This window comes from Kitasatospora sp. NPDC015121, assembly GCF_055562955.1.
The window spans coordinates 241,862-266,248 of the sequence record NZ_JBVHEH010000008.1 but is presented as its reverse complement, the minus strand read 5'-3'; the positions used below and the strand labels follow the sequence as shown (position 1 = coordinate 266,248).

The 24,387-nt window shown below is 73.7% G+C and carries 15 protein-coding genes; 10 read left to right on the top strand and 5 right to left on the bottom strand.

The features are described 5' to 3' along the window. Positions 1-344 precede the first annotated feature (344 nt). From ACZ3J7_RS14425 to ACZ3J7_RS14390, 8 genes are all read left to right on the top strand, one after another. Positions 345-1,679, top strand: coding sequence for a hypothetical protein (locus ACZ3J7_RS14425; protein ID WP_465620412.1), 1,335 nt, complete (start codon positions 345-347; stop codon positions 1,677-1,679). Beyond that, positions 1,663-3,804, top strand: coding sequence for a tetratricopeptide repeat protein (locus ACZ3J7_RS14420; RefSeq protein ID WP_465620410.1), 2,142 nt, complete (start codon positions 1,663-1,665; stop codon positions 3,802-3,804). The genes ACZ3J7_RS14425 and ACZ3J7_RS14420 overlap by 17 nt, the downstream gene beginning before the upstream one ends. A gap of 135 nt (positions 3,805-3,939) precedes the next feature. After that, positions 3,940-4,488: an NADPH-dependent FMN reductase gene (gene ssuE, locus ACZ3J7_RS14415; RefSeq protein WP_465620409.1), complete on the top strand. Its 549-nt coding sequence runs from the start codon at positions 3,940-3,942 to the stop codon at positions 4,486-4,488. A gap of 220 nt (positions 4,489-4,708) precedes the next feature. Further along, entirely contained in the window at positions 4,709-6,772 is a 2,064-nt protein-coding gene (locus ACZ3J7_RS14410) for an alpha-galactosidase (RefSeq protein WP_465620407.1), read from the top strand. A 484-nt stretch (positions 6,773-7,256) separates the two neighbouring features. Further along, the gene (locus ACZ3J7_RS14405; protein WP_465620405.1) at positions 7,257-13,811 is read left to right on the top strand and encodes an RHS repeat domain-containing protein; all 6,555 of its coding nucleotides are present in this window, start codon (positions 7,257-7,259) and stop codon (positions 13,809-13,811) included. Between the two features lie 100 nt (positions 13,812-13,911). After that, positions 13,912-14,355 (top strand): hypothetical protein, encoded by a 444-nt coding sequence (locus ACZ3J7_RS14400; protein WP_465620402.1) that lies wholly within the window; start codon positions 13,912-13,914, stop codon positions 14,353-14,355. A gap of 96 nt (positions 14,356-14,451) precedes the next feature. Next, the gene (locus ACZ3J7_RS14395; protein WP_465620400.1) at positions 14,452-15,993 is read left to right on the top strand and encodes an alkaline phosphatase D family protein; all 1,542 of its coding nucleotides are present in this window, start codon (positions 14,452-14,454) and stop codon (positions 15,991-15,993) included. Continuing rightward, complete coding sequence (locus tag ACZ3J7_RS14390; RefSeq protein WP_465620398.1) at positions 15,986-17,251, top strand: hypothetical protein; 1,266 nt, start codon at positions 15,986-15,988, stop codon at positions 17,249-17,251. The genes ACZ3J7_RS14395 and ACZ3J7_RS14390 overlap by 8 nt, the downstream gene beginning before the upstream one ends. A gap of 38 nt (positions 17,252-17,289) precedes the next feature. On the opposite strand, the gene ACZ3J7_RS14385 is transcribed toward ACZ3J7_RS14390, so the two are convergent. Both ACZ3J7_RS14385 and ACZ3J7_RS14380 read right to left on the bottom strand, forming a co-directional pair. Then, on the bottom strand, positions 17,290-18,012 hold the full coding sequence (locus tag ACZ3J7_RS14385; protein ID WP_465620396.1) for a beta-glucanase: 723 nt from the start codon (positions 18,010-18,012) through the stop codon (positions 17,290-17,292). A gap of 183 nt (positions 18,013-18,195) precedes the next feature. Continuing rightward, on the bottom strand, positions 18,196-19,224 hold the full coding sequence (locus ACZ3J7_RS14380) for a HEAT repeat domain-containing protein (protein ID WP_465620395.1): 1,029 nt from the start codon (positions 19,222-19,224) through the stop codon (positions 18,196-18,198). A 140-nt stretch (positions 19,225-19,364) separates the two neighbouring features. Between ACZ3J7_RS14380 and ACZ3J7_RS14375 the strand changes: the two genes are divergently transcribed. Beyond that, on the top strand, positions 19,365-20,408 hold the full coding sequence (locus tag ACZ3J7_RS14375) for a helix-turn-helix transcriptional regulator (protein WP_465620393.1): 1,044 nt from the start codon (positions 19,365-19,367) through the stop codon (positions 20,406-20,408). Here the strand turns inward: ACZ3J7_RS14375 and ACZ3J7_RS14370 are convergent. Further along, a complete protein-coding gene (locus ACZ3J7_RS14370) occupies positions 20,399-21,379 on the bottom strand; it encodes an SDR family oxidoreductase (protein ID WP_465620391.1) in 981 nt (326 codons plus the stop codon). The two genes, ACZ3J7_RS14375 and ACZ3J7_RS14370, sit on opposite strands and share 10 nt — an antisense overlap. Positions 21,380-21,803: 424 nt before the next feature. Between ACZ3J7_RS14370 and ACZ3J7_RS14365 the strand changes: the two genes are divergently transcribed. Next, entirely contained in the window at positions 21,804-22,976 is a 1,173-nt protein-coding gene (locus tag ACZ3J7_RS14365) for a magnesium and cobalt transport protein CorA (protein ID WP_465620389.1), read from the top strand. 36 nt (positions 22,977-23,012) lie between these two features. Here ACZ3J7_RS14365 and ACZ3J7_RS14360 read toward each other — a convergent pair whose 3' ends face one another. Both ACZ3J7_RS14360 and ACZ3J7_RS14355 read right to left on the bottom strand, forming a co-directional pair. Beyond that, the gene (locus ACZ3J7_RS14360; protein WP_465620387.1) at positions 23,013-23,405 is read right to left on the bottom strand and encodes a hypothetical protein; all 393 of its coding nucleotides are present in this window, start codon (positions 23,403-23,405) and stop codon (positions 23,013-23,015) included. Between the two features lie 332 nt (positions 23,406-23,737). Next, positions 23,738-24,223: a hypothetical protein gene (locus tag ACZ3J7_RS14355; protein WP_465620385.1), complete on the bottom strand. Its 486-nt coding sequence runs from the start codon at positions 24,221-24,223 to the stop codon at positions 23,738-23,740. Positions 24,224-24,387 lie beyond the last annotated feature (164 nt).

The following is a 24,387-nucleotide window of genomic DNA, read 5'->3' as shown; positions in this document are numbered from 1 at the left end:
GCCGGACGGCGAGGGTCGTTCACGGAGAAGGGCGTGCGAGCTGCGGAGCAATGCGGCGTTTATCCCGCGTACACACCCCCGTCGCACTCTGGATACATGCGGAGCGCCGACCGGCGCAGCGCACCGAACCAGAGGGGGGAACCCGCCGTGAAGAAGATCGTCACCGGCAAGAAGATCGTCGTCCGCAAGCCCGGCGCCGTGCGCCTGACCGCGCTCTGCACCAACTACGGCTACGGCAACTGCTGCTGCATCTGACGCCAGCGACCGTCCGGCGGGCCCGGGGGACTCACCGCCCCCGGCCCGCCGGACGGGGCCGGACCCGCCGAAGGACAGGGACAGCACCGATGGCCAACGACGCACCGCTCCGTTTCCACCGGCTGACCTACCTCGACCAGGAGGACGAGGTGGTGGTCGGCCGCACCGACATCGACTCCTACGGAGCCTTCCCGCCCGACGGCGCCGCCCTGCTGCGCCGCCTGGAGACCGGCACCGACCCGCGACGGGCCGCCGACTGGTACCGCGCCGAGTTCGGCGAGGAGGTCGACCTCGACGACTTCCTCGATACCCTGCGCGCACTCGACTTCCTGCGCGAGGACGAGGACGCGGAGACCACCGCCCGCCCGGTGCCGCTGCAGCGGCTCGGCCGGGCCCTCTTCTCCCGGCCCGCCTGGCTCGCCTACGCCGCGCTGCTCACCGCCGCCGCCCTCGCCTGCGCCGACCGGCCCGCGCTGCTGCCGACCCCCGGCAACCTGTTCTTCAGCCCGTACGCGCTGCTGGTCCAGCTGGTGGTGTTCGTCAGCCAGCCGCTGTTCATGCTGCTGCACGAGTACGGGCACGTGCTGGCCGGCCGCCGACTCGGCCTGCGCACCACCCTGCGGATCAGCCGCCGCCTGTACTTCGTCACCTTCGAGACCTCGCTCGACGGCCTGGTGGTGCTGCCCCGCCGCAGCCGCCTGCTCCCGGTGCTGGCCGGCATGCTGGTGGACGTCCTCGGCATGGCCGCGCTGACCCTGGCCGCCTGGGCGACCTGCGGCCCCGACGGCACGCCGAACCTCGCCGGACGGGTCTGCCTGGCACTGGCGTTCACCGCGATCCCGCGCCTGCTCGCCCAGTTCTACTTCTTCCTGCGCACCGACCTGTACCACCTCGCCGTCGTCGTGCTCGGCGGCAGCGACCCGCACGGCACCGCCCGCGCCCACGTCGCCAACCGCCTCAACCGGCTGCGCGGCCGCACCGACCTGCTCACCGACGAGACCCGCTGGCACCCCAGGGACGCCGCCGCCGTCCGCTGGTACGCCCCGGCCTACCTGCTCGGCTACGCCGCGATGACGGTGATGCTGGCGACCGTCGTCCTGCCGGTCGGCTGGCGTTTCACCACCTCCGCGCTCGCCACCGTCCGGGACGGCTCGGTGCCGTTCACCCGGCTCGCGGACGCGGCGTTCGCCCTGGCGATGGTCGGGGTGCAGCTGCTCGCGGTGGCGTACGGCGCCTGGCGGGCCTGGCGCCGACGGCGGACCGGCAGGGGCACCACGAGCGCGAGCGCGAGCACGAGTGCGAGTGCGAGTGCGAGCACGACCGTGACCGCGAGCACCAGCACCAGCACCAGCACGACCGAGTCACCCGAGACGCGAGAACCGCACGAGTCACACCAAGGGGGAGTCCATGTCCGGCCCGTCTGACCGCCCGCACCACTGGCTGATCGCGCCCGACGAGAGCGCCGCCCGCGCGCTGGTCGCCGAGGCGCTGGCCGGGCCGGGCGTGCCGCCGCTGCTCGCCGAGCTGGACGCGCACCGGCGCCTGCGCGGGCCGTTCACCGCCGCCGGCGCGCTGATGCGGCAGCTGGTGCCCGGGGTGCTGGCCGCCGACCCGGAGCCGGCCGTCCGGCACGACATCGAGATCCTGTCCGCCGCCCCCGAGCTGCGCACGGTCCTGCCGTGCCGCCGGGAGACCCTGACCTCGCTGACCGCCCCGCAGAAGCGCACCCGCTACTACCCGTACATCCGCACCACCCGGATCGCGCACGGCCTGATCGACTTCCTCACCGCCGTGCTGGACGCCCCCGCCACCCTGGTGGTGCGGCACGCCGAGCACGCCGACCGGACCGACGCCGACTGGCTCGCCCTGCTGCTGCGCCGGGCCGACCCGCGACGGCTGCGGATCGTGGTCTGCACCGCCGGCCGGGACGTCCCGCAGCCGCTGGCCGACGCCCTCGCCGCGCACACCACCCCGCGCGAGGCGGCCGCCACGCCCGCCGGGCCGCCGCCCGCCGACCCGGCCGCGCGCCGCGCGCTGGCCGCCGCCTGGGTCGCCGCCGACCGCAGCACCGACGACCCGACGGCCGCCGCCTGCTACGCCGCACTCGACCCCGCCGACCGGGCCCGGCTGCACGAGGACCGCGCCGACCGACTGGCCGCCGCCGTCGAGGCCGGCGAGGTCGCGCTGCTGCGCGGACCGCTCGCCCACCACCGCGCGCTGGGCACCGACCCGGCCGGCGCGGGCGCCGCCGCCCTCCAGGACGCCCTGCAGGAGTGCCTGCTGGAGGGCTTCTACGACGCCCTGGTCGAACTCGGCCCGCTCGCCCACGCCGTGCTCGACTGGGAGACCCGCCCCGAGGAGTGCTGGCTGGTCACCGCCCGGATGACCATCGCCTACAGCGTGATGGGCGGCCGCGCCGACGAGGCCCTCGCCCTCTACGACGACGCCTGCGCGAGCACCGCGCTGCCCGCCGTCCACATGTCCGCCGCCTACGGCCGCGCCATGGTGTACACCCGCTACCTGGAGCCCGAGCGGCGCGACCACCGCAAGGCCAAGGGCTGGGTCAACACCGCCGTCGCGCTCTCCCGCCTCGCCGACACCGACGCCCGGCGCGCCTACAACCGGACCTTCAACGAGAACGGCCTCGCCCTGATCGAGATGCACCTGGGCGACCCGGCCCGCGCCCTCGAACTGGTCGAGACCGGCATCGAACGGATGGACGGCGCCCTCGACACCGAGGACCAGGGCCAGCACCGCTCCGTCCTGGAGTACAACCGGGCCCAGCTGCTGTCCCGCCTGGTCGGACCGGAGGCCGGCGCCGCCGCGTACGACCGGGTGATCGCGCAGGACCCGCACCACAGCGAGTACTACTTCGAACGCGCCGTCCTGCTGCGCAAGCTGGGCCGCGACGAGGAGGCGCTGGCCGACTACGAGCACGCCATCCGGACCTCCCCGCCCTACCCCGAGGCGGTCTACAACCGGGCCGACCTGCTGCTCGAACTCGGCGACCTGGACGCCGCGCTGGCCGACTTCGACCGGGTGCTGGAACTCGACCCCGAGTTCCTGGACGCGTACGTCAACCGGGCCGGGCTGCGCTACTCGCTCGGCGACGCGGAGGGCGCCGCCGCCGACGTCGCCTCCGGCCTGGCCCGCGAAGCCGGACAGCCGCACCTGCTCGCCCTGCGCGGCCTGCTCGCCCAGGACGACGACCGCCCCGCCGACGCCCGGGCCGACCTGGAGGCCGCGCTCGCCGCCGACCCCGACCTGCCCGCCGCCTGGGCCGCGCTCGGCGTCCTCGCCTTCGAACGGGACGACGCCGCGGAGTCGGTGCGCTGCTTCGACCGCTCACTGCGGCTGGAGGACGACCCGGTCGTCCGCGCCAACCGGGCCCTGGCCCACGAGGAGCGCGGCGACTGGACGGCCGCCGCCGCGGACTACGCCGCCGCCGTCGACCTGCTGCTGCCCGGGGCGGCGGACGAGGAGACCTCGGCCGAACTGTCCAGGCTCCGCGAGCGCCGGGCCGAGTGCGCGGCGCACGGCGCGAGCTGACCCCGGAGGGCCGGCCGGCGGGAACCCCCGCCGGCCGGCCTCTTCGTTCCCGTCCCGGCCCCGTCCTGTTCCCGTCCCGTCCTGTTCCTGTCCCGCTCCCGTCCCGCACGCACCCGGCCGTACCGGAAGGCAGCCATGGCCACCGTCCTCGCCCTCTCGGGCAGCCCCTCACCCGCCTCGCGGACCGCCCGGCTGGCCGAACTGGCCGCCGCCGACCTGCGCGCCCGGGGCCACCTCGTGCACACCCTGGCCCTGCGCGACCTGCCCGCCGGACCCCTGCTGGCCGCCCACGCCGCCGACCCGGCGATCGCCGGCGCCCTGCGGCGACTCGCCGCCGCGGACGCGCTGGTGGTCGCCACCCCGATCTACCAGGCCGCCTACTCCGGCCTGCTGAAGGTCTTCCTCGACCTGCTGCCCCGGCACGCGCTCGACGGCACCCCGGTCCTGCCGCTGGCCACCGGCGGCTCGGCGGCGCACGTCCTGGCCCTGGACTACGCGCTGCGCCCGGTGCTCACCGCGCTCGGCGCCCAGGTCGCGCCCGGCCGGTACGTGCTGGACCACGAGCTGGGCGCCGCCCCGGACGGCGCGGTCGCCCTGACCGGGGAGAGCGCCGCCGCCCTGACCGCCTCGGTGGCCCGCTTCGCCGCCGCCCTGCCCGGCGGCGCGCGACTCGCGGCGGCCTGACCGGCGGCCCGGTCGGCGGTCCGGTCGGCGGTCCGGTCGGCGGGGGCGTGCCGGGGATAGCACTTCGGTGGCGGTGGGAGAGCGGGCTTCTGCGGTGTCGCATGTGACATTACACTCGCCTGCGGTCGGGCGGACCTGCACCCGCCCGGCCGTCCCCCACCCGACCGCGCGGCTCCCCCCAGCGGACCCGCCGCGTCACACCTCCGAGGAGAAGCACCGGATGGGCTCCCCACGCCGCCTGGTCCGCGCGTTCGCCGCGCTCGCCCTGGCCGCCCCCGCGCTGACCGCCGCCGGCCTCGCCGCCCCGACCCCCGCCGCCGCGCTCGACAACGGCCTCGCCGCCACCCCGCCGATGGGCTGGAACTCCTGGAACACCTTCGGGCCGGACATCAACCAGCAGGAGGTCGTCGAGACCGTCGACTTCATGTCCGCCAACGGCCTGGTCGCCGCCGGCTACGACACCGTCACCGTCGACGACGGCTGGTCGCTGTGGCACCGCAGCGACCAGAGCGCCGACATCGTGCGCGGCCCCGGCGGCGCGATGCAGCTCTACGACGATGCCGGGAACCCCGTCAGCGGGACCGACGGCACCGGCAACGACCCCACCAGCGGCCACCTGATCCCGCGGCCCGACACCTTCCCGTCCCGCGAGTGGAACGGGAGGACCGTCAACGGCATCGAGTACCTCGCGCACTACGCCCACAGCAAGGGCATGAAGTTCGGCCTCTACGCCACCGACACCTACCTCACCTGCCAGATGCACCCCGGCAGCCTCGGCCACGAGAGCACCGACGCCGCCGACTTCGTCTCCTGGGGCGTCGACTTCGTCAAGTACGACGACTGCCCCTACGGCCCCGCCGTCACCGGCCCCGACGGCCACGACTACGGCACCCAGGGCGTCGGCAAGGAGCTCACCCGCTCCGTCTACGCCCGGGTCCGGACCTTCCAGCGCGCCCTGGACGCCGCGTCCGCCGCCCAGGGCCGGGGCAAGGTCACGCTGTCGGTCTCCGCGCAGCCCGTGCACACCGGAGTGCCCCACCTGCTCGACCCGGACGACCCCGCCCGCACCGACCCGGCCGTGCTGGCCGCCGGCACGCCGAAGTACCAGGCCCCCGGCTACGCGCCCACCGGCGTGTGGTGCGGCCGGGTCGCCCACCTGTGCCGGATCGGCGGCGACCGCAGCAGCGACCTCGACGGGGTCCTGTACCAGGGGCAGTTGAAGACCGCGCTCGACTACCGCGGCAACGTCCGGCCCGGCGGCTGGCACGACCTCGACATGAGCTTCGCCGGCTGGCAGGACCCGTACGGCCTGTGGGGGACCACCGACACCTGCGAGTGCCACCGGCCCTTCACCGACGACGAGAACCGCACCGAGCTCGGCATCCTCGCGATGACCGCCGCCCCGCTGATCTCCGGCGCCGACCTGCGCACCAGCCGGCAGGCGCAGCGCAGTGGGCAGGGCGTCAGCTGGTCCACCGGCATCACCGACAGCGCGCTCGCCGCGCTCAGGAACCCCGGCATGATCGCCATCGACCAGGACCCGGCCGGCACCCCCGCCACCCTGGTCGGCACCCCGCCCGCCTCCGCCACCGCCCCGCTGGTGCTCCGGCGCGCCCTCGCCGACGGCTCCACCGCCGTCCTGCTGGTCAACCAGGACCCGGTCGACTCCCGCACCGTCGGCGCGACGTCCGCCGCGCTCGGGCTCACCGGCGCGCGGACCGCCACCGAGGTGTGGAGCGGCGAGCGCGCCGCGCTCGGCGACCGGCTCTCCGCCACCCTCGCCCCGCACGCCTCCCGGCTCTACCGGATCACCGCCGGAACCCCGGCCGACGGACCGCTCGGCTTCGTCGACGACGGCCGCACCCACCCACTGGCCGGTGCGGGCACCGGCGGCGTCCTGCGGGCCGGGGACGGCTGCACCGCACCGATCACCAGCCGGGCCGTGCTCGGCGGCGTCCTCCCCGGCGAACCGTCCGAGCAGTGGCGCTTCACCGGCAACCCCGACGGCACCGTCCGGATCGTCTCCGCCTGCACCGGCACCGCCCTGGAAGGCAGCGTGCTCGCCGCCGGCAACAACCCCGGCGACCCCGCCTACCTGCTGCCCCACAGCCCCGGCAACCCCTGGCAGGAGTGGCGCCTCACCCAGGATCCCACCACCCGCCTGCTGACCGTCACCAACGCCGCCACCGGCCTGCGCCTGACCGCCGCCGCCGACGCGCCCGGCGCCGAGGTGCGCACCGACCCGGCCTCGCCGGGGGCGATCCAGGCCTGGAACGTGGGCTGAGTCCGTCCGGGGGACACCGGGCCCCGCCTGGGCAACGCCGTCGCCGCGCGCCCGGGCGGGGCCCGGCGTTCGGGTGGTCCGCCCGGCTCCGGTTCTGCGGTGACGGTAAAGGCAGACGAGCCCGGTGCCCGCCGTCATGTCGCCCGGGCGGGAAAAGCCGTTGCGGCGCGGCGGCGAGCGGGCCGTTTCCCGAATACGGGGGCGAATTTGTGCATTATGCCTGTTTTGGTGCCCCATTTCGTTCGGGTAGTGGCCGAACTGGGAAGTTCACAGTACTGGCATGGCATTTGACGGCTTGTCATCCGGTAAGGGTTAGTCGCTTTTCGGCCGATCGTGGATTCGGCGACCGGCGTGCCGCTCGACACGAACCGCCAAATGGAACTAGCCGACCGGAGCGCACACTGACATAGTCCTCTGTGGCAAATCTTGACCAGTGCTTTCGCTGTCCATGATGCGACAGCAAGTGGAGGGGGGTCCCTTTAGCATGCCCATTTCCCATCGAATAGGAACGGTGAAGGAGCGGTCGACGGCCGCCTCGGTCCCGTTGCGGCTCAGAGCGTTGGGGGTGCTGTGCGCCACTGCGGTGATCACCTCGCTGGCGGTGGTGCCGGCGTTCGCGGCGCCGGTCGGGTCGTCGAAGCCCAAGGCGCCGGGTGCGGTGGCGGTGAAGGGGGTGAAGTCCCTCGGGGTGAAGAGGATCGAGGTGTCGGGGGACGCGCAGCGTTCCTTCGTGCCGAAGGCGACGGCGTGGCCGAAGGCGGCCTCGGGCCGGGCGGCGTCGGCCACGGCGGGTGCGAAGTCCCAGGCGGCGGGGACGCCGGTGTGGGTGCAGGGGGCCTCCTCCGCTGCCGCTCCGGCGGTGGACGTGAAGGTGCTGGACCAGGCGAGGAGCGCCCAACTTGGGCTCTCCGGTGTGGTGTTCACGGTGGACGGCGGTGACGCGCGCGGGAAGGCGCGGGTGGGTGTCGACTACTCGTCGTTCGCGGAGGCGCTGGGCGGCAACTACGCTTCCCGGCTGCGGTTGGTGTCGTTGCCGGCGTGTGCGCTGACCACGCCGGAGGTGGCGTCCTGCCGGGTGCAGACTCCGCTGGCCACGGACCGTGACGCGGGGGGCAAGTCCGTCTCGGCCGAGGTCGACCTGGGTGTCGCCGGTGCGGTGAAGGCGAGCGCCGAGGGCGCGTCGGAGTCGAAGGTCGTCTCGGCGGTGTGGTCGGGCGACGCCTCGGTCACCCAGGCGGCCTCGGCCTCCGCGCCGATGGTGCTGGCCGTCGCGGCGGCATCCGGCGACGCCGGTACCGGCGCCGGTTCGTATGCCGCCAGCGCGCTGAGCCCCAGCGGAAGTTGGAACGGAGGGGGCTCCGCGGGAGCGTTCACCTACTCCTACCCGCTGACCGTCCCGAGCGCCTCGACGGCCCTGCTGCCCAAGGTGGCGCTGGACTACAGCTCGGCGGTGGTGGACGGGAAGACGGCGAGCACGCAGGCGCAGGCGTCCTGGGTCGGTGACGGCTGGTCGACGCCAGACTCCTACATCGAGCAGACCTTCACCTCCTGCTCGGAGGAGCCGGAGGGCTCGGCCTCGCCGAAGGCCACCGGGGACCAGTGCTATGCAGGCCAGGTCCTGACGCTGTCGCTGAACGGTTCGTCGACGTCCCTGGTCTGGGACTCCGGGAAGGGGACCTTCACCCCGGCGGACGACGACGGTTCGAAGGTCGCGCACGTCACCGGTTCGAACAACGGGACGGGGACGTACAACACCGACTACTGGACGGTCACCGACCGGGCCGGCACGGTGTACTCCTTCGGGCGCAACCAGCTGCCGGGCTGGAGTGCGGGCAAGGCCGTCACCAACTCGGTGGACTCCATGCCGGTGTACTCCTCCCACTCCGGCAACCCGTGCTACAACGCCTCGGGCTTCGACGCGTCGGTGTGCACGATGGCGTACAAGTGGCACCTGGACTACGTGACCGACGTCCGCGGCAACGCGATGTCCTACTACTACACGCAGGACACGAACTACTACGGGCAGAACAACGGGGCGTCGAACACGAAGTACGTGCGTGACTCGTACCTGGCCAGGATCGACTACGGCTTCAAGGACGGCGGCGCCTACGGCACCGTCCCGGACCAGGTGGTCTTCACCACCGGTTCGCGCTGCGTGGCCGCCACCTGCGACCCCATCTCGGCGGCCAACAACGCGGCCCAGTACCCGGACGTGCCGTTCGACCTGATCTGCAACCAGGGCGCCACCTGCACCCCGAAGTCGCCGTCGATGTTCTCCACCGTGCGGCTCAAGCAGATCGCCACCAGGCAATGGGACACGGCGAGTTCGCAGTACAAGCCGGTCGACACCTACGACCTGGCGCAGACCGAGCCGCCCACCGGTGACGGCACCTCGCCGACCCTGTGGCTGTCGACCATCACCCGCACCGGCAACGACACCTCGGCCGGCGGGTCGGGCAGCCTGGCCCTGCCGCCGGTGAAGTTCGCGGGCACCACGATGCAGAACCGCGTCGACACCGCCAACTACCCCGGCATGTTCCGCTACCGCCTGACCTCGATCACCACCGAGATGGGCGCGGTCACCGGCATCAGCTACGGCCTGCCCAACCCCTGCACCCCGGCCTACGTCGCCTCCGCCAACGCCTCGGCCAACACCAACTCGTGCTACCCGGTGCGCTGGACGCCGAAGTTCTACACGGCGCCGATCACCGACTGGTTCCAGAAGTACGCCGTCACCCAGGTCCTGGAGGCCGACGCCACCGGCGGCGCCCTGCAGAAGAACACGAGCTACGAGTACGGCGGCGGCGCCGCCTGGCACTACGACGACAACGAGGTCGTCAAGGCCAAGGACCGCACCTGGGGCCAGTTCCGCGGCTACGCCACGGTGACCGTCCGCACCGGTGACGGGACCAACAATCCGAAGACCAAGAACACCACCGCCTACTACCGGGGCATGGACGGCGACTACCTGACCGCCACCACCACCCGCAGCGCCAGCGTCACCGACTCGCAGGGCGGCGTCCACACCGACTCCGACCAGCTCGCCGGCAGCCCGCTGGAGACCACCGCGTACAAGGGCGACGGCGGCAACGTCGAGAACTCCACCATCACCTCCTACTGGGTCTCCCCGGCCACCGCGACCCGCTCGCGCACCGGCCTGCCCGCGCTGACCGCCAACACGGTCCAGGCGGTGGAGGCGTTCACCCGGCAGGCCGTGGGCTCCGGGTGGCGTTACGTGCAGGTCGACAGCAGCTACAACGCGACCGTGGGTGATGTGAACTTCGGCCTGCTCAAGGCCACGTACACGCACACCGTGCCGGTGGACGCGGCCTACGACACCTGCGCCACCACCACCTACGCGCCCGCCAACACGGCCAAGAACCTGGTGGGTCTGGTGGCCTCGCAGGAGACGGACTCGGTGGCGTGCTCGGGCTACACGGCGGGCTCGAAGCCGTCGGTGCCGGGTTCGGTCAACACGTTGGGCGCGCCGTCCTCGGTGAACCGCCCGGCGCAGGTCGTCTCCGCGACCCGCACCTTCTACGACGACGCCACCTACAGCACCGCCTTCCCGCAGACCACCGCTCCGAGCACCGGCAACGTCACGATGTCGCAGCAGGCGAAGGACTACACGGGCGGGGCGTTCAGCTGGCAGACCGTCAAGCGGCAGACCTACGACACCTACGGGCGTCCGCTGGTCAGCTACGACGCCAACGGCAACACCACCACTGGCGGCTACACCGTGAACGCGGTGGGTCTGACCACCGGCCGGTCCGTCACCAACGCCAAGAACCAGACGTTGACCACCACGGTGTCGCCCGCACGGGCCCTGACCCTGACGGCGGTGAACGCCAACGGGGCGAAGGTCACCGAACGGTACGACGCGTTGGGCCGGCCGACGGCCCTGTGGAAGAACTCGCGGACGACGGGTTCCCCGGCCGACCAGGTCTACACCTACACCGTGTCGCAGACCGGTGTGTCGGGCACGACCACGCAGATGCTGAACGACTCGCTCGGCTACGTCACCTCGTACACCGTCTACGACTCGCTGGGCCGGGTGCGGCAGAGCCAGGCGCCGACCCCCAAGGGCGGCCGTCTGATCGAGGAGTCGTTCTACGACTCACGGGGCTGGGTGTGGAAGAGCAACAGCACGTACTGGGATCCGGACAACGCGCCCGCGCTGTCGGTGGCCTCGGTGCAGGACTCGAAGATCCCGAACCAGACCCTGGCCACGTTCGACGGCCTGGGCCGGACGGTGGTCGCCACCTCGTACCAGTACTCCCAGCCGAAGGAGGTCACCACCACGGTCTACGGCGGTGACCGCACCACCGTGATCCCGCCGGTCGGCGGCACGGTGAAGACCACGGTGACCGATCCGCTGGGCCGCACCGTCGAGCTGGACGACTACACCGCCCGACCGACCGTGACCGTCCCGGCGAACACCTTCACCGGCGACTTCACCGTCAGCGGCGGCACCACCCAGGCCATCACCTACGGCTACGACGGGCACGGCAAGCAGAACACCGTCACCGCCGCCGGCTCCACCTGGACCACCACCTACAACCTGCTCGGCCAGGCCGTCACCAAGAACGACCCCGACGCCGGCGCCGTCGCCGTCCAGTACGACGCGGTCGGCAACGTGGTCCAGGTGACCGACTCGCGCGGCAAGAGCACCAGCACCACCTACGACGCGCTGAACCGCAGGACCGCCACCTACGCGGCCACGCTCGCTGCCAAGAGCGCCGCCAACCAGCTCGGTTCCTGGGTGTACGACAACGACAACAACGTCGCCGGCGTCACCTACCCGATCGGCCAGGCCACGACGATCACCTCGTACGACGGCGGCCAGCCGTACGTGACCCAGGCGACCGGCTTCGACGTGATGGGCAAGTCGCTCGGCGAGACGATCACCATCCCGTCCGCCACCGAGGGCACCGACCTCGGCAAGTCGTACACCTTCTCGCACACCTACTCGGCCATCAAGGGCCTGCCGCTCAGCGACACCTGGCCCGCGGGTGCCGGCCTGCCGCTGGAGAAGGTCAACCGCACCTACGCCACCGCCTTCGACCTGCCCAACGGCGCGGGCGTCAGCGGCGGCCTCGGCTACGCCCAGGACACCAGCTACGACGCCTACGGCCGGGTCGAACAGGCCACCCTCGGCGACACCGGCGGCCTGGGGTACATCACCAACACCTACGACCCCCACACCGGCAAGCTGACCGACCAACTGGTCTCCCGCTCCACCACCAGTGGCGCGAGCGACGTCGACAAGCAGCACTACGACTACGACCTCGCCGGCAACACCACCCGCCAGGTCTCCACCCGTCTCGGCACCACCAGCGAGACCCAGTGCTTCACCTACGACCAGCTCGACCGCCTCACCCAGGCCTGGACCGCCACCGACTCCTGCGCCGCCAAGCCCACGACGCTCAGCCACTCCCAGGTCGGCGACGCGATCACCGGCGGCGCCTACTGGACCGACTGGCAGTTCGACGCGCTGGGCAACCGCACCAGCCAGACCGAGCACGCCACCGGCGTGCCGAACACCGACACCACCACCACCTACACCTACAACGGCAACGGTGCGGGCCAGGCCCACACCCTGACCTCCAGCAGCAACGGCTCCTCCTTCAGTTACGACACCGCGGGCAACACCGTCCAGCGCACCACCCCCGCCACCGGCGCGCAGACCCTCACCTGGGACGACGCCGGACGCCTGAAGAAGGTCGCCGGTTCGACGGGGGAGACGAAGTACGTCTACAACGCCGACGGCCAGGTCCTGCTGCAGAAGAACCCCGGTTCCACCACGCTCTACCTGATGGGGCAGCAGATCACCCTGACCGGAAGCACGGTCACCGGCACCCGCTACATTCCGCTCCCGGGCGGCGGCACCGTCGTGCGCACCGGCCTCGGCACCACCTACAAGTTCGAGATCGCCGACCCGCACGGCACCTCCGGCCTCGCACTCGACAACACCTGCCAGAACCCGGTCTGGCGCCAGTTCACCCCCTACGGCGCCCCGCGCGGCACGGCGGTGACCTGGTTCGACAACCGCGGCTTCCTCAACGCGCAGACCGACACCGCCACCGGCCTCACCACGCTCGGTGTCCGCCAGTACGACCCCGTCAGCGGGCGGTTCATCAGCGTCGACCCGCTGTTCGACCCGGCGGACGCCCAGCAACTCGGCGGCTACAACTACGCCGGCAGCAACCCCGTCGGCGGCAGCGACCCGGACGGCCGGTCGCGGCAGCTCGACCACAACGACTCCAGTGGCAGCGTGGGCCCGGGTGCGGGGGCGGGCGCGGAACCGTCGGTCAGCTCGCCTGGCCTGCCTCCGGGCAACTGGGTCGGCTCGCTGCCCGACGCGATCCAGCTGGCGAAGATGCGCATCGCGGCGCTCTACGCCCACGCGATGGACCTGCAGAAGGTGTACGAGGAGCACGAGTACTACGAGTACGGCAGTGACGCCCTGCTGGTCCGCCAGGGGAAGAAGCCGCACCCGCCGAAGGTCAACATCTACATCAGCTTCTTCGGGCTCTTCCGCAAGGACATCCAGAAGAACGTCGACGAGGGGACCCGGCGCAGCTGCACGGACCCGGTGTCGGCCTACCACTGCACGCACGAGCTGGCGTTCTCCAAGGAGTGGGCCGAGTCGGAGCAGGGGAAGAAGTTCCCCGGCCGGGACGAGGACGCGGAGACCAACGCGTACCGGCACACCCTCTGGCAGGCCGAACTCACCATGGACATCGGCTGGGACGATCCGGAGGAGGGCGCCCGCTGGGCCAACCTGTTCGGTACCGCGCACGAGGCCTTCGGACCGACGCAGGAGGAGAACCCGAGCGCCTTCGCCGACCACCTCTCCGACCTGGTGAACAACGAGAAGGGCCGGGCGATCGGCATCGAGGCCATCAAGTACGGAAAGGAGCACGGCGGAAAGGACGCCGCCCGGGCGTTCATCATCAACAGCGCGAACGACTACCTGAACAGCAAGCTCTACGCCAACAAGGACGAGCTGGCGGAGTACATAAAAAGCATGAAGTAGGATCACCGGCGCGCTCGACGCGCGGCGGCTAGCGGGGACGGGGGGAGCCGCGGACGTGGCTCCCCCCGCCCCCGCAGCCATTGATTCATGGGGACGGGAAATGAAACGCGGAATTTTCGGCATCAAGCCGTTCGGCGTGCTGCCGGTGCTGCTGGCGGTCGTGGCCGGAGCGGTGGCCGGGTGCGTCAGGGTCGAGGCCGTCCGGCCGGAGTACCCCGACGCGAAGGGCACCTGGGTGGCGGGGGAGGAGAGTTTCGAACTCCTCCCCGAGGGGCGGTTGGGGAAGGCGCGGCTGCTCGACCGGACGTGCAACGGCGAGGGAGGGGACCCGACGGCGATCCGGGACGTCACCCCCGGCGGGACGTGGCGCTACGAGGACCTGTCGGACGTCGGCCCCGGCGTCAGCGTCGTACTGCCGGGCTTCTACCGGTCGGGTCGTGACTGCGAGGTGGCGTTCGTCATCAAGAAGGCGGGCGACGCGCCGGAAGCACTCGTCCCGATCGTCGGCCCGGCGCCGCACAGCAGGTTCCAGCGCTCGGAGTAGACCTGGCGGCAGGTCAACTCGCGCCGCTCCCACGTCACTTGGCGGACGCCCGTGCAGGGGGCGGGAGTTTACCTCGGTCCGTGACGATGGCCCGTCATGAGCAACCTCAGTCGCCGCATCTTCCTCCTAGGCGGGCTCACCACCGCGGGCGCCGCCGCGCTCCAACTCGGCGCGGCAGCGCAGACGTCGGCCGCCGCCGCCACCCCCTTCCCGTTCACGCTCGGCGTCGCCTCCGGCGAGCCGGACGACAGCAGCGTGGTGCTGTGGACCCGGCTGGCCCCCAGCCCGACCAACGCCGACGGCCAGGGCGGCATGCCGAACGCCGACGTCGCCGTCGACTGGCAGGTGTCGACCAGCGAGAACTTCACCACCCTGGTCGGCTCCGGCACGGTCACCGCCCGCTACGCCCAGGCCCACTCGGTGCACGTGCTGGCCGGCGGACTCGCCCCCGACGCCGAGTACTACTACCGGTTCCGGGCCCAGGGGTTCATCTCCCCGGTCGGCCGCACCCGCACCGCGCCCGCCCCGACCACGCTCGGGCGCGACTTCACGATGGCCTTCGCCTCCTGCGCCCACTACGAGAGCGGCTACTACACCGCCTACCGGCGGATGGCCGACGACCGCCCCGACCTGATCCTGCACCTGGGCGACTACATCTACGAGGGCGGCACCGGCACCAGCGGCGTGCGCCAGCACCTCGGCGGCGAGATCGTCTCGCTGGCCGACTACCGCCGCCGCTACGCGCTCTACCGCACCGACCCGGACCTGCAGGCCGCGCACGCGGTCGCGCCCTGGCTGGTCGTCCCGGACGACCACGAGGTGGAGAACAACTACGCGAACATGGTCCGCGCCGACAGCAGCCCCGTGCTGACCGCCGCCCAGTGGACGGCCCGCCGCACCGCCGCGTACCAGGCGTACTTCGAGAACATGCCGCTGCGCGCCGCCGCCACCCCCGCCGGCAACAGCATCCAGCTCTACCGCCGGGTCCGCTGGGGCACCCTCGCCACCTTCCACATGCTCGACACCCGCCAGTTCCGCGACGACCAGGCCTGCGGCGACGGCACCAAGGTCTGCGCCGACGCCGACCTGGCCACCCGCTCGATCACCGGCGCCGCCCAGGAGTCCTGGCTGCTCGACGGGCTCGGCCAGCGCCTGGGCACCTGGGACCTGATCGGCCAGCAGGTGTTCTTCGCCCGCAACGTCAACGCGGCCGGTGCGACGAACATGGACGCCTGGGACGGCTACCGGGCCAGCCGGGCCCGGATCCAGCAGGGCATCGTCGACCGGGCCGTGCGCAATCCGGTCGTCCTCACCGGCGACGTGCACGCCTCCTGGGGCAACGACCTGAAGGCCGACTACGCCGACCCGGCCTCGGCCACCATCGGCACCGAACTGGTCTGCACCTCCATCACCAGCGGCGGCAACGGCAGCGCCACCACCACCGTCCCCAACGGCGCGCTCAACCCGCACCTGCGGTTCTACTCCGACCGGCGCGGCTACGTCCGCACCCGGATCACGCCGTCGCGGATCACCGCCGACTTCCGCTCGGTGGCGACCGTCACCGAGCACGGCGCGGCGGCCACCACCGCCCGCACCTTCCTCATCCACGACGGACAGCCGGGGTTGGCCGATGCGTAGACTCACCGCCGTGCTCGGCGCCGCCGCCACCGGCCTCGCCGCGCTGCTCGCCCTGGCCGCCCCCGCCGCCGCGGCCGGACCCACCACCTGGACGGCCGCGAACAGCACCGCCACCGGCGACCAGGACGCCCCGGCGATCGCCGCCAACCGCCTGGGCGACACCGCCGTGGTCTGGGAGGACGACCGCGACACCACCGACCCCGCCGACGACGCGCACACCGACGTCTGGATCCGGACCTTCCACGACGGCACCCCGGTCCACGAGACCAAGCTCTCGGCGGGCGGCACGGCCGGCACGGCCTGGCGGCACCTGCAACCCGACGTCGGCCTCGACGACCGGGGCAACGCCGTCGTGGTGTGGGCCGAGGACCCGGACGGCAACGGCTACTACAACATCGCCTACCGGGTGCTCTCCCCGACCGGCACCGTCCTCGGCTCCGGCCGGGCCAACGCGAACACCGACGGCCAGCAGCTCCACCCGCGCGTCGCCGTCGACCCCGACGGCGCGCCCGGCAGCACCACCGCCGTCGCGTTCACCGTGGTCTGGGAGGACGTCCAGGGCACCGCCGCCGCCACCGTGAGGGCCGCCGGGTTCACCGGCACCGCCACCAAGGCGTACGAGGTGACGGTCAACGCGGCCGGCGGCGCCCACCACAACCCCGACGTCGCCACCTCCGCCTCCGGCGACGCCGTCGTGGTCTGGGACGAGGACACCGACGGCAACGGCTACGACCAGATCGGCCTGGTCCGGCTCGCCAAGGCCGACGGCGCCGTCACCCTCAGCCGCCGCAGCGCCAACGCCTCCGGCGGGGGGCAGCAGCAACACGCCGCCGTGGCCGCCGACTTCAACGGCGACTTCGCCGTCGCCTGGGAGTCCGACCACACCGGCACCCGCGGCGTCTGGGCCCGCTCCTTCACCGCCGCCGGCACCCCCGGCTCCGCCGAGGTCGAGATTTCCACCGGCACCGGCGCGGGCGGCCCCACCCTCGGCGTCGACGACCAGCGCCACGCCGTCGTCGGCTGGAGCACCACCGGCGCCGACCCGGCCGTCCGGGCCCGCGGCCTCAACCCCGACGGCACCTTCACCGGCCGGCTGCCCGCCCAGTCCGTCAGCCAGACCACCACCGGACGGCAGGAGCAACTCGCGGTCGCCGCCTCACCGTTCGGCACGCTCGCACTGGCGTACACCGACGACAACGACGGCAACGGCTTCGACCAGGTGCTGCTCGGGCTGGGCGCGAGCAACTCCGACTGGTAGGCACCCACCGGATGCTCCCCCCGCCGCCCCGGCCGGGCTCAGGCCCCGCCGGGGCGGCGGACCTTCAGGTCGCGGCAACGCCAGGACAGACGACGGGAGTTGGCGCGCGGACGGCGGTGGTAGTGGCGGCCGGCCGACACCGACAGGTTCACGATGATCCAGGCCCGCCACTCCGGGCCGACCCCCCGCCCGTCCGCGTACACCTCGCGGCCGTCCAGCTCCCAGCGCACCGACTCCGCGCCGAACGCGCACGCCACCGTGAACCACCGGCCCGGCGTCACCAGCCCGTCCAGGTAGGCCGGATCGCCCGGGCGGACGTGGTTGCTCAGCTCCAGCAGCCGCGGATGGTCGTCGTGGTACTCCAGCACGTCCACCTCGCCGTGCCCCGGCTGTGGCCGCCCCGGTGCGACGTCCCGCCCCCAGGTCCAGATCGCCGGCCAGACCCCCTGGTCCGCCAGCACCTGGCAGCTCGCCTCCAGCCGGTCGCCCGGCCGCAGCTCGAACCCGCCCGCGGTGCCCTCCGTCGTCACCAGCGGCGTCCGCCAACTGCGCGAACTCTCCCGCAGCGCGGTGAACCTGTCCCCGTCCGGCCCGTAACCGGGCACCAGGTGGTCCAACTTGTCGTCCCCCGGGTTCCGCCCGTTCGACGGGTACGCGGACGAGACGCCGGCCGCCCACTGCGAACGGTCCGCGAACGGCGCGTCGAACACGACGGGGGCGGGGGCGGAGGCGGAGGGCTGCGGAGGAGGGGGAGTGGTCACGGTCGCACGCTCCTGGGCACGGTGACGGTCGGGGCAACCCGGGGCATTCCCGGCGAAACCCGTCCGCCACCCTCCGGCCGCCCGGCGCGCGGAGGCGCGACGCGGGCGTGCGACCGGCGGGTGAGCGTGCGGACGGATCCGGCGCGGCCGGATTCAGCGCGGGCGGATTCGGCACGACCGGCTTCAGCGCGGGCGGCGGGCGGCGGGCGGGTGGTCGGCGTCGACCAGGGCGGCCGCGGCGGACGGGTCGTCGCCCGCGCGGTGGAGCAGGGCCCGGACGAAGTAGCCGCCGTCCTGGCCGGGGCGGGGGCCGACGTCCAGGGTGAGTTCGGTGGAGAAGCGCGTCCGGGAGAGCGAGGCGTCCAGGTCCGGTCGACGGGCGGACACGGCCTCCAGCAGGGCCCAGGCCAGCGCGTCGAGCCGCGCGGCCCGCTCCGGGTCGCAGGCGGCCAGGGCCTCGGCGACCCGCCCGTCCCCGGGGTCGGCCGCCGCCAACCCGGCGAGCGCGGGCAGCAGTTCGGGCCGGCCCAGGACGGCGGCGGCGGACAGCGTCAGCGGGTGCGGGCCGTCCTCCTCCGCCGCCTCCGCCCGCAGCAGGTCGAGCAGGCGGGGCGCCACGGCGGCGTCCCGGCGCCGGGCCAGGCCGCGGACCGCCTCCGCCGCGACGTCCGGGTCCTCGTCGTCCAGCCGCTCGCGCAGCGCGTCCCGCACCGCCGGGTCGGGCGACTCCTCCAGCGTGCCGAGCGAGAACACCGCCGCGTCGCGCACGTCCGGGTCCTCGTCCCGGGACAGCGCCAGCAGGGCGCGCACCCGCCGCGGGCCCGCCGCCTCCCCGCCCAGGAGCGGCAGCCCCCGGGCGACCGCCTCCCGCACCTCCCACTCCGGGTGCCCGGCCAGCTCCAGCAGCACCGGCAGCGCCCGCCCGTCCTGCGTCGACTCCAACGCCCACACCAGCGCGGGCAGCACCGAGGCGTCCCGTTCGTCCGCCGCCAGGGCCAGCACGGCGTCCGCGACCCACTCCCGCACCTCGTCCACGCCGACCTGGGCGCGCCGCCCCAACCGCAGGTGGCCCGCCGCCCGTTCGGCCGGATCGGCGGAGCCCGCCAGCGCCCCGGCGGCCCGCAGCGCGTCGTCGACCGGGGCGGTCCGGGCCGCCGCCACGTCCCACTCGTCCGTCGTGCCCCGGCCGGTCCCCGCGTCGCTGTCGATCATGCGCCGAGTCTGGCCGACCGGGGGCGGCCCGGGCCACCGGGTTGTCCGGGACGGACGGTCGGGGGGAACGGATGGGGCGGCCGGGGTAGCCGGCCGGGGTGGGCGGACGGACGGGGCGCGGATGGACGATGCTGGTGCGCATGCGCGCCGCCCGTCTGATCCGCATGGCCCTGCTGCTCCAGTCCGGCACCGGCCTCACCGCCACCGAGCTGGCCCGGGAACTGGAGGTCTCCGAACGGACCGTCATCCGCGACGTCCAGGCGCTGCAGGAGGCCGGGATCCCGGTCCGGTCGGAACGCGGCCGGGCCGGCGGCTACCGGCTCGCCCCCGGCCACCGCACCCGCCTCACCACGCTGCACCCCACCGAGGCCGAGACCCTCTTCCTCTCCGGCCTGCCCACCGCGCTGCGCGACCTGGGACTCTCCGACGCCGCCGACACCGCCCGGCTGAAGCTCTCCGCCACCCTGCTGCCCTCGCTGCGGGCCGCCGCCGAGTCCTCGACCCGGCGCTTCCACCTGGACGCCCCCGCCTGGTTCCGCGAACCGTCCACCCCCGAGCTGCTGCCCGAACTGGCCCGCGCCCTCTGGGCGGACCGGGCGGTCGAACTCGGCTACGCCCGGCCCGGCCGCGAGCCCGGTGCCGTCCGGCGGGTGGAACCGTACGGGCTGGTCCTGAAGGCGGGCGTCTGGTACCTGGTGGGCCGCCTCCCGGACGCCGCCGCCACCGGGGCCGCCGCCTTCCGCACCTACCGCGCCGACCGGATCGCCGTGCTGCGCACCCCGCCGGGCGAGCCGTTCACCCGGGACGCCGCCTTCGAACTGGCGACGTACTGGCAGGAGCACAGCGCCCGGTTCGCCCGCTCGCTGCTGCGCACCGCCGTCACGGTGCGGCTCACCCCCGAGGGCGCGCGCCGCCTGCCGGAGGTCACCGACCGGACGGCCGCCGAGACGGCGCTGGCCGCCGCCCCGCCCCCCGGTCCCGACGGCCGGGTCACCCTCGAACTGGCCGTGGAGACCGAGGAGATCGCGTTCGCCGAAATCGCCCGACTCGGCGCCGACGCCGAGGTGCTGGCCCCGCCCGCGCTCCGCGCCCGCTTCGCCCGGCACGCCCGGGACCTCGCCGCGCTCTACCCGGAGGAGCCGGGTGGGGGCGCGGACGAGGACCCGGACGGGGTTCAGCGGTAGTCCGCCGCCGAGACCTCGGCGCCCCCCTGTCCGCCCCGCTGCTCCAGTGCGTCGAAGTACGCCCACGCGTCCGGCCGGCTGCCGTCCGCGTCCGTGACGCCGTAGACCCGGGCGAGTTCGGCGCTGGAGGTCGACTTCCCGTTCCACCGCTCGGCCCGCCGCGGGTCGGCGGCCAGCGCGGCGACCCCGCGCGCCAGGTAGCGCGGCGACTCGGCGATCGCGAAGGCCGGCTCGACGGCGATGACGTCCCGCCAGGTCTCCTCGGTCGCGCCGAAGTGGGTGAGCATCTGCTCGGAGCGCAGGAACCCCGGCGTCACGCACACCGCCGCGCCGCCGTACTCGGCCAGCTCCGTTCCCAGCCCGAAGGCCATCCGGATCGGTGCGTTCTTCGCCAGGTCGTAGTAGAGGTTCTCCCGGTAGCGGCGGTTGTACGCCGCCGTGCCGTCGGTGACCTCCACCAGCAGCGGCGCGTCCGAGCGCACCAGCAGCGGCAGTCCGAGCGCCGCCGTGACGACGTGCGAGCGGACGCCCAGCTCCAGCACCCGCAGCCCGTCGGCGAGCGGCGTCTCCCAGCTCTTCTTCCCGAAGATCGACCCGGCGGTCAGGTGCTCCCCGCCCCACAGGTCGTTGACCAGGACGTCGAGCCGGCCGTGCGCCTCCTCGATCCGTCCGAACAGGGCCCGCACCTGCGCCTCGTCCAGGTGGTCGGTGGGCACCGCGACGCCCGTCCCGCCGGCCGCCGTCACCAGCTCCCCGGTCTCCTCGATCGTCTCGCCCGCCCGGCCCACCTCGCTCACCCGCTCGCGGGTGGTCCGCCCGGTCACGTAGACCGTCGCTCCCGCCCGGCCCAGCTCCACCGCCAGCGCCCGGCCCGCGCCCCGGGTCGCCCCCGCGACCAGGGCGATCCGGCCCGCCAGCGGGAGGGTGGTGGGGCGGTCGTCACGGGTTCCGGCATCGTTCGTGTTCTCCATGCCTTCAAGGATCGACGCCAAAGGTGACAGAACACGTCACCATTCATTTCTTCACCATCCGGCCACGTCACCGGTACCCGCGAGCCGGACCCCCGGCCGTCCCCCGTTCCTCCAGCTGCTCCCCGTCCCCCGTGGCCCGGCCGGGGGCCCCCGGGCGGACCGTTAGACTGGCAGCGGTCAGGGCGGCCCCCGGGCGCCCGGGACGTACAGGAGGTGAGAACGGTGGAGTGCAGTAGTCCGGGCCGAAGTCGGCCCCGCTCCGGGATGTCCACCCCCGTTCCCGGCCCCCGCGACCCGCGCCCGCACCGCACCGCCCGCTGAACCCCGCGTTCGGCCCGCACCGCGGCCCCGCGCACGGCGTCCACCGGGGCCCGCCGCCCCGTCCGACCGGGCCTCGCGGCACCAGACCCGTGGAGGTACCGCCGTGTCCGACTGGCGTGTGCGCGCCGTGCGCGCGAGCAAGCGACCCTTCAACCGCACCACCCAGCGGCCCGCCGACCGCACCGCCGCCCCCGAGCACTCCATGGACCCGCGCTCCGAACAGCACGTCGACGTCCACGAACCCGTCTCGCTGGAACGCTCCGTCGTCGACGCCGCCGTCTACCACGACGGCCACCGGATAGAGACCCCCGCCAGCCTCGCCGAGATCTACCGCGACCTCCCCGGCAAGCCCGGCACCATGGCCTGGATCGGTCTCTACCGCCCCGCCGAGGCCCAACTCGTCGAAGCCGCAGAGAAGTTCGACCTCCACGAACTCGCCCTCGAAGACGCCATCGTCGCCCACCAGCGCCCCAAGCTCGAACGCTACGGCGACACCCTCTTCGTCGTGCTGCGCGCCGCCCGCTACCTCGACGACGTCGAGGAGGTCGACTTCGGCGAGATCCACCTCTTCGTCGGGCCCGACTTCGTCCTCACCGTCCGGCACTCCCAGTCGCCCGACATCTCGATGGTCCGCAGCCGCCTCGAAGCCGACCCCGAACTCCTCGCCCTCGGCCCCGAAGCCGTCCTCTACGCCGTCCTCGACGCCGTCGTCGACGGCTACGCCCCCGTCATCGCCGGCCTCCAGCACGACATCGACGAGATCGAGACCGAGGTCTTCGGCGGCGACCCCCAGGTCTCCCGGCGCATCTACGAACTCTCCCGCGAGGTCATCGAGTTCCAGCGCGCCACCGGCCCCCTGCTGGAGATCCTCCGCGCCCTCGAAGGCGGCTTCCAGAAGTACGGCACCGACGAGGAGCTCCAGCGCTACCTCCGCGACGTCGCCGACCACGCCACCTACGCCGCCGAACGCGTCGACGGCTTCCGCCAGATGCTCCAGAACATCCTCACCGTCAACGCCACCCTGGTCTCCCAGCGCCAGAACGAGGAGATGAAGCAACTCGCCGAAGCCGGCCACGCCCAGAACGACGAGATCAAGAAGATCTCCTCCTGGGCCGCCATCCTCTTCGCCCCCACCCTCATCGGCACCGTCTACGGCATGAACTTCGAAGAGATGCCGGAACTCCACTGGGCCTTCGGCTACCCCTTCGCGATCGGCCTGATGGGCGTGGTCTGCGTCAGCCTCTACCTGATCTTCAAGCGCCGCAACTGGCTGTGACCGCCACCGTTCGGACCCGGACCCGGGGCCGAACGGTCAGTACGCCCACTCCGGGCAGTACCGCACGTGCAGCAGGCCCGGGGTGAGGCGGGCGCGGACGTCCTTCCAGGCGCTGGGGCGGAAGCCCAGGGAGTGGTGGGAGAGGACGAGGTCCAGCGCGGGGTGCGAGCCCTCGTGCATCGGGGTGGTGGACGGTCCGGTGGGCACCGGCCGGCCGCGCAGCGGCAGGTGCAGCAGGGTGTGCGGGGAGCGGGCGGCCAGCGACCAGAGCGCGAGCAGCCGGGCCAGGCCCGGACGGTCGGCGTACAGGGTCAGCCAGTGGTGCTCGTCCCGCAGTGCGAGCCGCCCCGGGCCCGGGGCCGACCGGACGACGCGGTACTCGCGCGCGCCGGAGCGGACGCGGTGCACGGTGATCGGCTGTTCTTCCACGGACACGGGACTCTGGCGGGGCGGTCGGGGGCGCTCACCAGGGTTTTTCCCTCAGGGGCGGCGGGGAGGGTGCGGGCCGGGCGGTAGCCGGCCGGGCCGACGCGCCGCCCGACGGGGGAGGCGTCCGGGGGGAGCGGTACGACCCACGCCGAGCGGCGGCGCTCCATGGTCGTCCGCCGCCGGCCCGTCGTCCCAGGGCCGATGGTCCCGCCGCCGACGGCCCGAGGGTCCCGCTCCCGCCACCGCCCCGCGCCGAACGGCCCTGCTCGGACGAGGTCTGACGGGCCGACGGACGTGGACGGGTGGATGTCGGCGGGCGTCGGCGGGCGGGATCAGGCGGCGATGCCGTGGACGTGCGGGCCCGGGTGCGCGTGCGCGGCGCCGCAGTGCAGCGCGTGCAGGCCGGCGGCCAGGCGGGCCGGGTCCTGCCGCAGCCACAGCCGCAGCGCGGTGCCCAGCGCGGCGGACGGGGTGGGCGGCGCGGACGGTGCGGGCGGTGCGGTGGCCAGGCGGGCGGCGAGGGCGGGCAGCAGTTCGGCGAGCTCCGGCGGCAGCCAGACCGTCACCGCGCACGGGGCGAACCGGCCCGGCAGCGGGACGGGTCCGTGCCCGTCGTGCCCGCCGTGCCCGTCCCGCGCGTCCTCGCGGGGCGGCGCGAGCGAGGCGAGCAGCGTGGGCAGCACGTCCAGCAGGGCGTCCGCGACCACCTCGGAGACGTCGCCCCGGTGCCCGTGCGCCAGCCGCCGCAGCAGCGTCCGCTCCGCGGTGGTGAGCCGGATGGTCAGCATGACCTCGTCGGATTCCACGGATTCCCTCATGCGGCCCTCCCCGGGCGCCCGCGCCCACCCGATCGGCCCCGCCGTCGGAGCCGGACACATCGCTGACCCGGGTCACTGTCCCCACCGGCCCCGGACGTCCGGAAGGGCCGAACGGCCCCGGCTCCCCGGGCTGTTCGGCGGCCTCCTCGCGCCGTCGCGCGGCG